This window comes from Paenibacillus sp. JGP012 (assembly GCF_014203995.1).
In the GTDB taxonomy this organism is placed as follows: Bacteria; Bacillota; Bacilli; order Paenibacillales; family Paenibacillaceae; genus Paenibacillus; species Paenibacillus silvae.
Genome location: NZ_JACHKG010000048.1, coordinates 1 through 13,162 on the forward strand (window position 1 = coordinate 1; position 13,162 = coordinate 13,162).

Genomic DNA, 13,162 nt, shown 5'->3' on the forward strand with positions numbered 1-13,162 from the left:
TGGGTGGTACTTCCATTGTACAAGGAAACATATGACGGTCTCTATTTTTTTTACAAATTATTACTCCGAATTTTGGCAAGTACAGTATATAAGTTTAACTAAAATAATGATTTCAGGAATTCCTGTGCTTACACTAATTCCCCTGTAAATGCTTCTTTAAGCAATTGGAACGAACGGGTTCGTTGTTCAAAATCGGGAATAATCGTTGTAAACACAAAGCTGTTTACGCCATATTCCTCCGACAGCTCAAGCAGCCGCTTCCGCACAGTTTCCTTGGTGCCGCGTGTAATGTCCGCTTCGCGCTCAACCGCCGTATACGTTTCTCCCGCTTGCCTTGCGAATTCCGCTGCCTGCTCCAACGTCTGCACATTCACGGTTTTGCCACTCGCCAGCGTTGCACGCACCGTTTTGTGCTGTCCCGCCAGCGCATTAGCCTCTTCCTCCGTATCTGCTGCAATGACCGACAAGGCCAGAATAGCTTCGGGCTCTCCGCCTTGTTCAGCGTTAAACTGCGTGCGATACGTATCCAGCGCAGCGTGTGCCGTTTCGGGATCACTGTTGATAAACAGCGCGAACGCATACGGAAGTCCCTGCTTTGCTGCCAGTTCCGCACTGGAAACACTCGTTCCCAACATATAAATACGTGCCGGTTGTCCCGGTAACGGATGAGCTGTCAGTCCTGGCTGCGCATGGGTTTCACCTGCCGGAGCGTTCAGGAAGTTTTTCAGTTCTACCAGTTTGTCATCCAGCGTCTCCGGCTCTGCAATTCCCTTTTGCAACGCCTTTGTGGAACGCGGCAAGCCGCCTGGAGCACGCCCGACCCCTATTTCGACCCGCCCCGGAGCCAGTGTCGCAAGCACATTGAAGTTTTCCGCAACCTTATATGGGCTATAATGCTGGAGCATGACACCACCGGAGCCGATCCGGATTTTTTGAGTCTGTGCGAGCAGATACGAAACGAGCACTTCTGGGGACGATCCGGCAACACCCTCGGAGTCATGGTGCTCTGCTACCCAAAATCGGTCATATCCCAGTGATTCTGCAAGCTTCGCCACTTCTACGGTATTTTTCAACGCCTCCGCAGCCGACTGGCCCGGAAATACAATGCTTTGATCCAAAATCCCTAATGTAAATGACATTTTTCTTCCCCCTTAGGTATTCCTTTTGATGTTCATTATCCCGTTTTCTTATATGGAATACGCACTATCCGGTGTAATGCGTTTGAGAAACTGCTTCGTACGTTCTTCCTTCGGATAGCGGAACAGCTGCTTCGGCTCTCCTTCTTCCACAATGACCCCGCCATCCATAAATACAACGTGGTTCGCCACTTCCTGTGCAAAACCCATTTCGTGAGTCACGATGATCATCGTTATGCCTTCCTCCGCAATCTGGCGAATAACCGCCAGCACCTCGCCTACAAGTTCCGGGTCCAGCGCGGAGGTCGGTTCGTCAAACAGAATAACCTCTGGATTCATCGCCAGCGCCCGTGCAATACCGACGCGCTGTTGCTGTCCGCCTGAAAGCTGACTGGGGTATGAATCGAGCTTGTTTCCGAGACCTACCTTCTCAAGCAAAGCGACACTCCGCGTCCGCGCTTCCTCTTTAGCCACTTTACGAACAGCTACAAGTCCTTCCATCACATTTTGCAGGGCTGTTTTGTGGCGGAACAGATTATATTGCTGGAATACCATCGCTGATTTTTGGCGTAAGGCATGGATGTCTTTTTTGGTGTGCTTCCCGTAATCCAAGGTAAAATCACCGAGTGTGATCTGCCCGGAATCCGGTTTTTCCAAATAGTTAATGCAGCGCAGAAGCGTTGTTTTGCCTGATCCACTGGGCCCCAGAATCGCAACGACCTCTCCGCGCGCCACATTCAGATTAATTCCTGACAGCACCTTATTGTCTCCGAAGCTTTTGTGTATTTGCTTTAGTTCAATCATGACACGCCTCCCCGGTTATACGACCTGAACCGCTTCTCTGCCACTGCGGTCAGTCTTTCAATCATGATGGTCAGACCCCAGAAAATGAGAGCTGCCGCCACGTACGCCTCGAAAAATTTCCAGTTGGTTGATGCGACAACTTGCGCCTTGGCGTTAATCTCCACCACCGAGACCGCAAATGCCAGTGTAGATCCATGCAACATACCAATCAGCATGTTTGAAATGTTGGGTAGACTGGCTGCAAAAGCCTGCGGCAGTACAATTCTGCGTAGTGCCTTTGTCGCTGTCATGCCCAGAGAATAAGCGGCTTCAATCTGCCCGCGATCCACCGCGAGCAAGCCGGATCTGACGATCTCTGACGCATAAGCACCCGCAGTAATCGAGAATGACAGGTAAGCAAAGCCGATCAATGGAATGGACGATGAGTTGAACCCAAGTCCGAGTGATGAAGACACGCTGTCAATGATCATCGGCAGACCGAAATAGATCAGAAGCAGATGTGTGATCATGGGTGTACCGCGAATAAACGTAACATAGCCAGTCGCCAGCTGGCTTAGTATAGGAACCCGAAACTGGCGGAGAAGTGCTACCGCTGTGCCGATGATAAAACCGAGGACCACCGAGACCACCGTGATGGCCAGAGTAATCGGGATGACACCGAGAAGCTGCACCAAGGCGATCCATACAAAGGAAAGATCAAAGCTCATATCGGAGCAAACCCCCTCTTCTGCACTCTCCGCTCAAGCTCACCGAACACCCGCTCCAGCACAAAACTCAAAACAAAGTAAATGAGCGCCAGCGAGATATACGCTTCAATAAAATGACGAGAGATCGTTGCCAGTGTAGAGGATTTGCCCGTCATTTCCATGACACCAACACTGAAAGCAAGGGATGTATCCTTCAGACTGCCAATCACCATATTGGCGAATATAGGCAATGCCGTCACATAGGCCTGCGGCAATACAATCCGGAAGAACGCTTGTGGGCCAGACATGCCCATGGCATAAGCAGCTTCTACCTGACCCCGATCCACGGAAGCGACTGAAGCCCGAATCATCTCCACCATAAACGCTCCGCTATGGAGCGAGTAAGTCATAATGACAAAGTAGATTGCAGGTGCGCGGTTGGCATTAATACCGAACAAACCCAAAATCTCCGGCACACCGTAATAGAACAAAAACAGCTGAATCAAGATCGGTGTTCCGCGAAAAAAGGACACATACAGCTTAGACAGCTGTTTCAGCACCGGAATATTATACATCTGCGGCAGTGCCGCGATGGAACTGATGATTAGACCAAGCACCATTGCACTAACTACAATTAGAAGCGTAGTACTGATGGTGGGTAGGAGCTTTACAAAGTAGTCCATGACATAACTGAATTCAAATGGTGCACCCATCGCTGCGACCTGCCTTTCGTCTACGTGTTATTTGGTTTCAGATTGCGTAGCATCAAAGCCAAGCCACTGCTCACTCAGTTTCTTCAATGTGCCGTCTGCCTTGATTTCCTTCAGCGCTTCATCGATGCGGTCAGCAAGTTTCTGTTCTTCAGGATCATCCTTGCGGAACATAAACAGGGTATCCGATTCACTGAGTGGTGGACCCACCAGTTTCAGATCGCCGTTCGGATCAACGAGTGGAAGCGTAAAGTCCGCCGCTACAAATGCTGCAACCCGTCCAGCCTTGAGCTGTGCGATGGAATCGTTGGCCACACCGCTTGAATACACAATATCAAGTGCATTGTTGTGCTCCTTGTTGTAGTTTTCCAGCAAGATGGCCTGTGCACTGGTGGCTGTCGTTAACACTTTTTTGCCTTTCAGATCATCGATGGAATGAATCGTATTGTCATCTTTGAGAACAGCGATTTTGTTCTTCCAGTGGGAATACGCTTCTTTATTAAATAAATATTTCTCTTCGCGCTCAGGATTTTTCTCCATTTGATGCGCAACCATATCAATCTTGTTTGTTTCAAGACTGAGCAGCAAATTGGTGAACTCCATCGTTTTAAACTCGAACTCGTAATCATCCAGTCGTTTATCAATTTCTCTGACGAGTTCCACATCATATCCCGTCAGCTTGTTATTTTCGTCAATAAAAGCGACATTCGGAAATTGTGTGCCTGTTCCCACAATAATTTTGGTTGGTTCTTTTGCTCCATCAGCTCCCGATGCCGTCTTCGTGTCTCCCCCGGTGCTGCATCCTGTCAGCGCCAATACGATTGCAGTTGTAAGTGTTAGAACAGACCATTTTTTCATGTTTTTCTCCCCCGTTATGTGTGCCATTATTTTAAACCACTAATTCTTACATGTTAACTAGGAATTAATTGATCTAAAAATAGCATTCCAACAGGAACATCGTCAACGGGTTTACTTATAGAACAATTCTATATATAAATAAAATATTCGATGGGTGCGATTACACGTCACCTTAGCAGCACCGAGAATGCCCACTTGCAATAACACAGACAACTTCTACGCTAAGCCTGACCATTACCGTTATCTATCGTTTATCTAGGAGAAATCAAAACCATCCTCATTACGGATGGTTGATTCTGCAGCTGAAAGCTCACATATTGATGATGAAACGTCATTGCAGTCACCAGCGGAGCCGCTCATAGGTAGCCAAATCGCTTGGTTAACATGAAAGCAGCAAGCTTCATATCTGGTGCATCAACGAACTTGTTCAAAAAAGGAAGGTACGGATTCCCTGCTCCAGGGAATGCATACCTTCCGAACTGTTATCATCTTGTTTAATATATTAAAGGTTGACTTTGCTGACTGGAAAGAGGATTTCGACCGGCTCTTCATCTGCTTCTTCATCGATATAATAAATCTCGATCTGACTCGAACCGTATAATTTAGGCTCATATCCATTCTGCCTGATCCATTCATGAAGCTTATCGTGGCCTTCTCCAATGGTTTTATTTGTACACAACACTTTGACATATGTGGTTTCTGGCAGTACAAAAGCTAACATTCCTTCTGGAACATCCGCAAATTCTGTCACCTCAACACAGCCAAAATAGGTAGCTATAATGCCATTACACATAAAAGGGCTGAATAACACTTCGTAATCTTTGCCATACTTGATTTCCTTTCTACGATCCCAGAATGCACGTTGAACCTTAACCGCGAGCTCAGGGAATGCATCTGGAAAATTCCCCGTCTCACACAGACCTACGAGCTTAAACTCCCTGTTCACGACCTCAATGTCAAATGATCTTGAAAGCTCTTTACCCATCACCCTTCATCTCCTCAATCTCTTCGATTTATTTTCTTAAATGCCGAGTATTTCTGATCGGACTGCATGTATTGCAGTATTTTCTCGGCACATGCAGCTGAGGTGAGTTCTTCCGTGTTCACTTCCAGATCATACTCTTCATAGGCATAGACATAATCGAATTGAGAATGGGCAAGTCCAGCTTCGCGATTTCCCCTTCTCTGCTCTCTTCGGGTAAGTTCTTCTTTGGAGCAGTGCACACCTACAAACATAATTGGATAATCTGCAAGCACATCATAAAAATCATTGAAAAACTTGTCATTGGAGATGACCGTATCCACGATGACATTCAAGCCCATCTCCGAGAACAGTTTAATGGTTGCATAGTATAATGAGCCTATCGGGTTAATAAGAATATCTATCATTGCATTTGCATCTAATTCTCTTGTAGGCTGCATATCCGGGTATGTATTGTCGATAAACTGCTCATAATTCAGGAAAAATTGATCTACAGACAGATGATGTAATGGGACTTCTGCCTGCTTTTTCATCTCCTCCGCGATGCTTGATTTTCCCGAGCTTGACGTTCCGTTCAAGAATATAATAAGTCCTCGTTCCATATAAATCCCCCTTATAATTTGGTTTGTTCTCCCTACCAGAACATATTTTATAAAATAGTTTAACTGGATTTACTATTCTGCCTTTTTAACTGAAGAAAACATCTGTATAGGCCCATCCCAGTCTGCTTCTCTAATTTCCGTGTAGTTTCCATGGGTATACCGTTCAATCGTCTTTCTCCAAAATTTCTGAGCCGGCACATTAGTTTCCATCTCAGCTACTTGCCAGACTCCGTCAAACATATTAAAAAGTTTAAAAGCGACTGTTTGACCGCATTTTAATTTTCTATACTTCTTCATGACAAAGAATTCAGCCATCTGATAGATTTTTTCATTCTGTTCATTTTCTCCAATGCAACGTACAAGTGCAAAACCCGCAAGCTTCTCTTCTACTTTAATGAAAAAAGCAAATCTCTCTGCCTCTGTGAAATAATGGTCTACATATTTGTATTCGTAGAGTCCGTTTGGATTGATATCATCTTCTGGATCAAACTCACTGAAATCATATTTGTATAGTTCAAGGAGGTTTCTCAAAATAGTTTTTTGTTCGTATTTAACAGGTTCAATTGAAATCATCGCTCTTCTCCTTTGATCATTCATTTAAGCCAGCAATATCGGGCGAATCGGTGAGCCAGATCCATTTTTGATTTTCAAAGGAAGTGCCATGAATATGCCTGTTGCCGGGGCCTGATTCATTCTGCTGAACCCTTCCATAATCAAAATCTTGTTTGGTAAAAAATATTCGGAATGTCCTGGAGCGCTCAGAATTTCCCCATTCACCATACAAATATCTACCCCCGGAGTATCTGCTCCAATGGCTTTAATTCCCGATTCGTAAAAGTACTGGCACACCTCGCTGGTTAGACCTGGTTCATTTTTCCCCCACCAGTCTCTTTCCTTGCCACTCGCATCCGGTTTATAGTATTGATCCCAGCCAAAGTCAATCAGCACAATATCCCCGGCCTGAACAGAAACGTTATCTCGCTTCTCTACTTCTCGGATTAGATCCATTCCAACAGGTTTGCCTGCTTCCAGAGTATAGTTTCCCAGGTCATACTTCTTGTAAGGACCAATTAGACAATCTACCGGAAGCTGATCAATCGTTGCCTGCTCTCCGTGACAATGAACCGGGGCATCCACGTGTGAGCCCGTGTGCTCCGATATGATTAACGTCTGTGCATAATACCCGTGATGGCAAAAGTTACGATGATTCTCCACAATACCGAGGGACGGATGATGATGGAATCCTGGCATATTCGTTTCAAACACGGGGGAAATATCGTATACATTCAGTTGATTAAAACAATTCATAAATTGACGGACAAGCTCCGAAGATTGCAAAAGATACGCCTCCATATTCAATGTTATCTATATTTTACCAGCAAACACATGAAAGAACAAGTGTTCTCTTTTTTATGTCGTATTATTTTCCCAAAGTCTTGTCACTTTCTCTAACTTCATCTCCTCAAAATGCAGTTGGTAGATATCCGGCTTCCGGGTCTGATGCATAAAGTCTAACCCATAACTTGAGTCAAAAGAATTCATCATTAACGTCATCACATGTCCGTGTGTGCCGATCGCTATTTTTTTCCCCCTATAGTCAACTAAAATCTGCTTCAATACACTCACAGCCCTTCTCTGGCACACCCGATTCGACTCGCCTCCCGGTAAAGCGTAATCAGGGTCATCAAACATCTTCTTCTCCGCAGGACCGAAATCCTTATCAGCAATAAGCTCATCTGAAAAATGTCTTTCCCGCAAATCCTCTACAATCTGGATATCCATTGCTAACGCCTTCGCCAGCCCCTCCAAGGTTAGAATCGCTCGCGCATAAGGACTTGAGATAATTGTATGTATGCCTTCATTTTTCAAAATTTCTGTTACTTTGGCTGCATTCATCTGTCCTGCCGAGGTAAGTCCCCTTGTTCTTTCAGTTCCTTCATCATAGGGTGACTCTGCATGCCTAACCATGTAAACGATGGTTTCCATAAGACCCTCCTCAAGTGCTTGGATCATACAATAATTAATTTACAATCATTTTCAAATATATGTATAGTAAAAATAAACCATTTTTCTTACAAAGAAGTCACTCTAAGTGAAAGGATTAAACCATGTCTCTTTTCAAAAAGAAAGGTTTACTATGCTCAGTACTCGTTGTACTCGTTATCTCCATAGGTACAAGCGTTATCACATATATATATGGCCGAGCCAAGCCAGACGCTCCAATGAATAAAGTCGTACATCTTTCAGCCAACGCTTTAACCTTTCATGAAGTAGATAAACTCGATGCCTTTGCGGAATTGATCGTTATTGGATATGCCACAGAAGATTTCAGGGCTCGGGAGCATGTCATTACAGCATTCGACGATGGGACGATGCAATCCTTTCATACGAATACACCTATTCGAATTGAGACGATATTGAAGAAACCGGAGGATTTTCCGGCAGGTCAGCAGGACCTGACCATCATTGAACCCGTAAGCCTGGATGGGGACGTCAAGTATACAGCCGATGGCTATATTGAAATGCAGGAGGGGGATTCAAGTGTACTTTTTTTGATGCGAAATACTTATGGCGACTACGGGTTAATCAATGGCAACTTGGGGAAATTCAGCCTGGAAGGCATCACTCAGAGCAGCGTGCCTGAAGCCGCCACAGCACAACAATCATCAGAATACGCAGCCTTTCGCGACTCTGTTATGAAGAAGTACAATTTAGGCGAAGATTCTTAATCTAAGCTCCATTGTCATAAAGATACGTTTGATTAGGTCAGCCCCGAAATAGGGGCTTTTTTCTCATCTCTATATTTCAAACTATGCTCTACAACCGTTTATCCCGATCATACACAGCCAGTTTCTGTTCAATGTACGACCACGCGCTACTCAAATCTCGGTGCACCCAGTCAATGTCATCAATGGTCTGATCACTGTATACACCTAAAATCAATGTCCTTATCGCTTCTTCCGAGCGTTCTCCGACAATAAGTGCTGTTGGAAAAGGAATGTCCCCGTACTTCGCGTGACCAATATCAAAGACATTTTCCATCCGATCTCCCCACTCATACGCAAGTTCACTCAAATCAAGAATCAAACCCGCGGGTTCCCAGGCCTCCACCACCGCTTCTCCAATCGCACACATATAGATAGCATCTGAATTCCCCGCTGAACCAAAACCGTACTCCCCCGAGAACTTTAAGATCATGATGCTGCAGTAATGAACGGCTTGGGAATCCCCCATATGCACTTCGTATTTCATATCACTAAGCTCTTCCAGCTTCAGCTGCTTGGTTACAATGTCCATTATTTCACCTCATCTCAGAGCAAATTCATCGTAAAAAGGCATCCACATTCCAGATCGAAATAAGATGACCTTTCCATTTTTTTCTATTTTACTGCTTCAAATCGTTGCTGTAGCTCCTTCACAAATACACGAATCGGTTCTTGGTAGTCAATAGGCTTGTAAATGGAGCGATTATTCGCTTTATGCCGCACATCTTTATCTCGAAACCCGTTGTCCTCTGGTTCAATAGCTTTCATGATAAACATCAAGTCCGTCATTGTACTTACAATACTTCGGCTATCTGTTTTGCTGATCACACGCTCAGTACATTGATCCAGATAATACTGTGCCCACTCTTGAGGGATATCCTCAACGACCATATATGCTTCCAGATTTTCTTTGAAAATGGATAACAGTTTATTCGCAGAATTTGTTCTAATCCCACTGACCGTTAAGCTCAGGATCGATAAGTCATTCACAAATACATAGTGTTTTTTACCATATAGAGTAAAGAAATTAACATGCCAGCTGAAGAATGGATCGCTCTCTGCGACAGCCTCCGGTTTGACGTGAAGATCTTTTAACGTGAGCTGGGTAGGTTTGAAAATAATCATTCGTAAGTAATTCCTTTCTGTTCACACCAATCTATAGCAATCTCTTGATGGCACTCTCTGCGGAATTGATACCATTTTTCAAGAAGGCCCAGATTCGCTGCTTTATTTCTGAATCTACCGAACGCGCCCTTGCCCTGAATCGCTTCTTGCAGAATGGAGACCTGTTCATCGTCGTTTAATGAAAAAATGAATTTTTCCATAATTCTATAAGAATTAATATCTAACTCCCTTGGAAGTGCCTCATAATCCTCCTCATGTTTGAGAAACTCCAGTTCTTCCTCCATTTCCTCCAGCTGCCAATCCGGTAATTCATTCATTTCGTGTTTATCCATATCTTCTAATCGCAAGGTCTTCGTCTGACAGAGAAATAATCTCACCTGTTTTCAAGTTAACGTACGATCCTCTTGTTTCGGACCGCATATCCATGTGATCAATGATATCCTTCAATTTCGCCTTCATTAATCTCATCCTCCAGAATCAGATTGATTGTTCTGCTCTTCAATAAAGCATAAACACTCCATTATGGCCGTTGTTCACAATCTCAAGCTGCGCTTCAAAATTTTCACTTGGTTCAATATCATCAACAAAATGCCATTTATTCTTACTATCCTGCCAGTATACTTTCCAGACATTTTCAGCTAATCTAAACTGTGCAATCGGCAGCTGCACCCATTGATCACTCCGAAAGGCTTGTCTTTCCTGAAACAGTGTTACATTATTGCCCCGAATTTTATAACCCACTTTAATCTGACTTTTGATATGCTCAGGTAAAGCATTTTCGGTATAATTGTTCATTATTTTCTGAATCCGCTTTTTCGTGAAATCATCCATGCAACACTTCTCCCGCTCTATTGAATATATTCAGCACATGTATGCTCTTAATCCTTAGCTTAATTATACATGTTATACCCATCAGACTTCACGTAAAATTGTTCCTCAATAAGCTCTTATACTGCACAATTGAGTCGTGATTACTTCACACTCATAATTTCTGCAATTTGCATCAGTTTTTTTGACGACATCTGCTGACCGATATGTTCATATTGCAATGCTTTTTCGTCGCTTTCCTCGTCAATAGAGCAGGCTCATTTCCTGTCGATTGGATCAAGATATCGCTGTATGGTGGTAATTTTGTTCTAAAGAAACATAAATTCGTTTTGACATGAGAAAAAACCCCCACCATGAGTAAAAGTAAAAGTTTTGTTTTTCTACTGTCTACGATAATGGGAGCGTATTGGTTTGCGGCAGGGCCGTTCTTTTGTTTTTCGTAGGCTAGCTTCTAATGGCTATTCTTTCCAAACACTCATAGGGTTCCATGGCTTGATTTGATTACCATATTTTCTGTTCAAAAAAACTTTCATTTCTTCCAGCTTAGCAGGCACCTCGTTCCAAATTGGAAGGGGTGGTAACCCTCGTTTACTTTTTAATAGGATGTCCACTGTAACATACAAGCGTTCTGGCTGAATCCAATGAAGGAAGTGGGAAATATCAATTTGCTTGGTCAGGGACAAGGAATCAATTTCGTCATTGTAATGTTTGTTGAACTCGCTGATCAGGTTCAGGAGGTAGTCTCTCTGCTCCTTCACGAAGTCCAGGCCACAGATGGCACCATGTCCTGGAACAACGATTTCGGGTTTAATTTCATCAATAATGCGATCAAGCACTTTAACCCAATTGAGGGTTCCCTCTTCGCTGTAGGCCGTACAACCGTTAAATACGACATCGCCGGCAAACAGTACTTTTTCTTTGGGCATCCACAGCAGCAAGTCACTGTCAGAGTGGGCCGGAGCTACGTTGTAAATCATTACTTCCGTATCTCCAAGACGGATATTGATATCATCCTTTATCTCAATATTCGGGAGCACCCATTCCACGCCTTCCAGGTCGAATCCTTCAAATTCCGCAGCAAAAAAACGCTCTCCCGGAGTCGAATCCGGAGAATCCTTCCCTCTTCTGATGACGCTGTCCATCCAAGCGATATTTTCGGTGCGACGCTCTCTGGCCGCTTCCTTATGCATAATAATGCAAGCATCTTCAAACACTTTGTTCCCCCAAGCATGGTCGCTGTTATAGTGTGAGTTCACCACATATGTGGGAGAGCCGCCATTACTTGCTTCCTTAAAAGCCTCCCGCAATTCCCGCGCATGGAACAAATCGAAGAATGTATCATACACCAGCCCTTCTCCCTTGTTGATGAACCCGGCATTGGCCCAACTGATCCCGCGATACGGCGAAATACCGGCAAAGACGCCATCTGCGACTTCAAAAAATTTAACACGAGGTTTTTGAATAATACGTCCATACTTCATAAAAATTCTCCTTTGCGTATCTGTTTTTTATGGATAAGTCATACTGAACATGTCTTTATTATAGAGAATAGAAACCAAAATGCAAGCATGCACTTGCATGCATTCATTCCATGCTATATGATAATAACAGAACAACCTCACACTACATGGATGGAGGCACAGCAACATGAAGCTTGTAACCTTTCAAACCAATATATCCCAGGAACCTTTGTTTGGGCTTGTAATTAACGAGAAATTTATCGTGTCTTTTGCCGTAATCATGAAAAAGCAGGGAACATTCATTGACAGTCTTGAAAGTATGAACAGCTATCTCCACTGTTTGCCAGCAAGTTATGATGCCGCTAAGGAATTGATGCGATATGCTGTCGAACAGTCATATCAATTCAATGAAAATGAAATCTGCCCGATTACTGCGGTAAAACTGCTGTCGCCTGTTCCGAATCCGGCCGCACTTATCGATTTCGGGCTGACGCCAAGACATCTGAGAAATGCTGGTGTAAATCTGCTGCAAAGAGAGTATACAGGGCCGGAAATTGAAGAGCTTAAACAAAAAATTGCTGAAAAATTCCAGCAAGATTCGGATAAAGCAACTTTCAGTTATTACAAGTGTAATCATAATGCATTAATTGGCGATGGGGATACGATCCATTGGCCTTCGTACTCATCCTACCTGGATATCGAGCCAGAACTGGCCTTTGTTACAGGGAAGGGGAACTGTATTGCAGGTTATGTTATTTTTAACGACAGTACTGTCCGCGATATGCAGTGGCCGGATTTCCAAGCGCTGACCGGACCGACGCGCTGCAAAGATTTTGATCGTAGCAAAGGAATAGGACCATTTCTGGTTACACCGGATGAAATCGACAACCCACTGGTACTGGATGTGGATGTACGCATTGGGGAGAGACTACATTGGAAGGGAAGCACATCCGAATATTCTGCACACCCTGCAAAAGTGATGGAGGAGGTACTCAACGTTTTCACGCCGCTTCCGGGCACGATTATAGGAATGGGGACGATACCGGATTGCTGCGCAATCGAGACTGAACAATGGCTGCTTCCCTCTGACCGAATCCAGATTACATTCGATAAATTAGGCACGCTCACGCAATTGGTGCCCGATCATGTCAAGATTACGGGACCAAGCCGCTGGGGAAAAAGAAGCGATTTGCCCTAAATAAATGT

Annotated in this window: 18 protein-coding genes; 2 read left to right on the forward strand and 16 right to left on the reverse strand. The window is 44.2% G+C overall.

Going from position 1 to position 13,162, the window contains the following annotated elements; all coding sequences use genetic code 11:
- Positions 1–128: 128 nt before the first annotated feature.
- From HNR77_RS28520 to HNR77_RS28565, 10 genes are all read right to left on the reverse strand, one after another.
- Positions 129–1,139, reverse strand: a complete 1,011-nt coding sequence (locus HNR77_RS28520; protein ID WP_184191273.1) for an LLM class flavin-dependent oxidoreductase — start codon at positions 1,137–1,139, stop codon at positions 129–131.
- Positions 1,140–1,187: 48 nt separating this feature from the next.
- Positions 1,188–1,940: an amino acid ABC transporter ATP-binding protein gene (locus HNR77_RS28525; RefSeq protein ID WP_184191275.1), complete on the reverse strand. Its 753-nt coding sequence runs from the start codon at positions 1,938–1,940 to the stop codon at positions 1,188–1,190.
- Entirely contained in the window at positions 1,937–2,647 is a 711-nt protein-coding gene (locus HNR77_RS28530; RefSeq protein ID WP_184191277.1) for an amino acid ABC transporter permease, read from the reverse strand. The genes HNR77_RS28525 and HNR77_RS28530 overlap by 4 nt, the downstream gene beginning before the upstream one ends.
- Positions 2,644–3,339 carry an amino acid ABC transporter permease gene (locus HNR77_RS28535; protein ID WP_184191279.1) on the reverse strand — a complete coding sequence of 232 codons (696 nt, stop codon included), beginning with the start codon at positions 3,337–3,339 and terminating at the stop codon, positions 2,644–2,646. The genes HNR77_RS28530 and HNR77_RS28535 overlap by 4 nt, the downstream gene beginning before the upstream one ends.
- A 27-nt stretch (positions 3,340–3,366) precedes the next feature.
- Positions 3,367–4,194, reverse strand: coding sequence for a transporter substrate-binding domain-containing protein (locus HNR77_RS28540; protein WP_184191281.1), 828 nt, complete (start codon positions 4,192–4,194; stop codon positions 3,367–3,369).
- A gap of 502 nt (positions 4,195–4,696) precedes the next feature.
- Positions 4,697–5,179 carry a GyrI-like domain-containing protein gene (locus HNR77_RS28545; RefSeq protein ID WP_184191283.1) on the reverse strand — a complete coding sequence of 161 codons (483 nt, stop codon included), beginning with the start codon at positions 5,177–5,179 and terminating at the stop codon, positions 4,697–4,699.
- Between the two features lie 14 nt (positions 5,180–5,193).
- On the reverse strand, positions 5,194–5,778 hold the full coding sequence (locus HNR77_RS28550) for a chloramphenicol phosphotransferase CPT family protein (RefSeq protein ID WP_184191285.1): 585 nt from the start codon (positions 5,776–5,778) through the stop codon (positions 5,194–5,196).
- A 72-nt stretch (positions 5,779–5,850) separates the two neighbouring features.
- Positions 5,851–6,351: a GNAT family N-acetyltransferase gene (locus HNR77_RS28555; RefSeq protein ID WP_184191287.1), complete on the reverse strand. Its 501-nt coding sequence runs from the start codon at positions 6,349–6,351 to the stop codon at positions 5,851–5,853.
- Between the two features lie 24 nt (positions 6,352–6,375).
- Complete coding sequence (locus HNR77_RS28560; protein WP_184191289.1) at positions 6,376–7,116, reverse strand: cyclase family protein; 741 nt, start codon at positions 7,114–7,116, stop codon at positions 6,376–6,378.
- Positions 7,117–7,188: 72 nt separating this feature from the next.
- A complete protein-coding gene (locus HNR77_RS28565) occupies positions 7,189–7,764 on the reverse strand; it encodes a histidine phosphatase family protein (RefSeq protein WP_184191291.1) in 576 nt (191 codons plus the stop codon).
- A 236-nt stretch (positions 7,765–8,000) separates the two neighbouring features.
- Here HNR77_RS28565 and HNR77_RS28570 point away from each other — a divergent pair, with 236 nt between their 5' ends.
- Positions 8,001–8,507, forward strand: a complete 507-nt coding sequence (locus HNR77_RS28570) for a hypothetical protein (RefSeq protein ID WP_184191293.1) — start codon at positions 8,001–8,003, stop codon at positions 8,505–8,507.
- A gap of 88 nt (positions 8,508–8,595) precedes the next feature.
- Here the strand turns inward: HNR77_RS28570 and HNR77_RS28575 are convergent, their stop codons facing one another.
- The 6 genes from HNR77_RS28575 to HNR77_RS28595 form a co-directional block, all read right to left on the reverse strand.
- On the reverse strand, positions 8,596–9,075 hold the full coding sequence (locus HNR77_RS28575) for a hypothetical protein (protein WP_184191295.1): 480 nt from the start codon (positions 9,073–9,075) through the stop codon (positions 8,596–8,598).
- 83 nt (positions 9,076–9,158) lie between these two features.
- Complete coding sequence (locus HNR77_RS28580; RefSeq protein ID WP_184191297.1) at positions 9,159–9,668, reverse strand: DUF6933 domain-containing protein; 510 nt, start codon at positions 9,666–9,668, stop codon at positions 9,159–9,161.
- A complete protein-coding gene (locus HNR77_RS28585; protein WP_184191299.1) occupies positions 9,665–10,000 on the reverse strand; it encodes a UPF0158 family protein in 336 nt (111 codons plus the stop codon). Before HNR77_RS28585 ends, HNR77_RS28580 begins: the two co-directional genes overlap by 4 nt.
- Complete coding sequence (locus tag HNR77_RS30500; protein WP_260410980.1) at positions 9,993–10,127, reverse strand: hypothetical protein; 135 nt, start codon at positions 10,125–10,127, stop codon at positions 9,993–9,995. Before HNR77_RS30500 ends, HNR77_RS28585 begins: the two co-directional genes overlap by 8 nt.
- Positions 10,128–10,166: 39 nt before the next feature.
- A complete protein-coding gene (locus HNR77_RS28590) occupies positions 10,167–10,499 on the reverse strand; it encodes a DUF3024 domain-containing protein (RefSeq protein WP_184191301.1) in 333 nt (110 codons plus the stop codon).
- 455 nt (positions 10,500–10,954) lie between these two features.
- Positions 10,955–11,977 carry an MBL fold metallo-hydrolase gene (locus HNR77_RS28595; RefSeq protein ID WP_111272602.1) on the reverse strand — a complete coding sequence of 341 codons (1,023 nt, stop codon included), beginning with the start codon at positions 11,975–11,977 and terminating at the stop codon, positions 10,955–10,957.
- A gap of 166 nt (positions 11,978–12,143) precedes the next feature.
- Between HNR77_RS28595 and HNR77_RS28600 the strand changes: the two genes are divergently transcribed.
- Positions 12,144–13,154, forward strand: a complete 1,011-nt coding sequence (locus HNR77_RS28600) for a fumarylacetoacetate hydrolase family protein (RefSeq protein ID WP_184191303.1) — start codon at positions 12,144–12,146, stop codon at positions 13,152–13,154.
- Positions 13,155–13,162: the final 8 nt, after the last annotated feature.

What these genes read in the sequence shown, in the direction of transcription:
- HNR77_RS28520 (WP_184191273.1), bottom strand. Translation starts at nt 1,139, where the DNA reads ATGTCATTTACATTAGGGATTTTGGATCAAAGCATTGTATTTCCGGGC.
- HNR77_RS28525 (WP_184191275.1), bottom strand. Translation starts at nt 1,940, where the DNA reads ATGATTGAACTAAAGCAAATACACAAAAGCTTCGGAGACAATAAGGTG.
- HNR77_RS28530 (WP_184191277.1), bottom strand. Translation starts at nt 2,647, where the DNA reads ATGAGCTTTGATCTTTCCTTTGTATGGATCGCCTTGGTGCAGCTTCTC.
- HNR77_RS28535 (WP_184191279.1), bottom strand. Translation starts at nt 3,339, where the DNA reads ATGGGTGCACCATTTGAATTCAGTTATGTCATGGACTACTTTGTAAAG.
- HNR77_RS28540 (WP_184191281.1), bottom strand. Translation starts at nt 4,194, where the DNA reads ATGAAAAAATGGTCTGTTCTAACACTTACAACTGCAATCGTATTGGCG.
- HNR77_RS28545 (WP_184191283.1), bottom strand. Translation starts at nt 5,179, where the DNA reads ATGGGTAAAGAGCTTTCAAGATCATTTGACATTGAGGTCGTGAACAGG.
- HNR77_RS28550 (WP_184191285.1), bottom strand. Translation starts at nt 5,778, where the DNA reads ATGGAACGAGGACTTATTATATTCTTGAACGGAACGTCAAGCTCGGGA.
- HNR77_RS28555 (WP_184191287.1), bottom strand. Translation starts at nt 6,351, where the DNA reads ATGATTTCAATTGAACCTGTTAAATACGAACAAAAAACTATTTTGAGA.
- HNR77_RS28565 (WP_184191291.1), bottom strand. Translation starts at nt 7,764, where the DNA reads ATGGAAACCATCGTTTACATGGTTAGGCATGCAGAGTCACCCTATGAT.
- HNR77_RS28570 (WP_184191293.1), top strand. Translation starts at nt 8,001, where the DNA reads ATGAATAAAGTCGTACATCTTTCAGCCAACGCTTTAACCTTTCATGAA.
- HNR77_RS28575 (WP_184191295.1), bottom strand. Translation starts at nt 9,075, where the DNA reads ATGGACATTGTAACCAAGCAGCTGAAGCTGGAAGAGCTTAGTGATATG.
- HNR77_RS28580 (WP_184191297.1), bottom strand. Translation starts at nt 9,668, where the DNA reads ATGATTATTTTCAAACCTACCCAGCTCACGTTAAAAGATCTTCACGTC.
- HNR77_RS28585 (WP_184191299.1), bottom strand. Translation starts at nt 10,000, where the DNA reads ATGGATAAACACGAAATGAATGAATTACCGGATTGGCAGCTGGAGGAA.
- HNR77_RS30500 (WP_260410980.1), bottom strand. Translation starts at nt 10,127, where the DNA reads ATGAAGGCGAAATTGAAGGATATCATTGATCACATGGATATGCGGTCC.
- HNR77_RS28590 (WP_184191301.1), bottom strand. Translation starts at nt 10,499, where the DNA reads ATGGATGATTTCACGAAAAAGCGGATTCAGAAAATAATGAACAATTAT.
- HNR77_RS28595 (WP_111272602.1), bottom strand. Translation starts at nt 11,977, where the DNA reads ATGAAGTATGGACGTATTATTCAAAAACCTCGTGTTAAATTTTTTGAA.
- HNR77_RS28600 (WP_184191303.1), top strand. Translation starts at nt 12,144, where the DNA reads ATGAAGCTTGTAACCTTTCAAACCAATATATCCCAGGAACCTTTGTTT.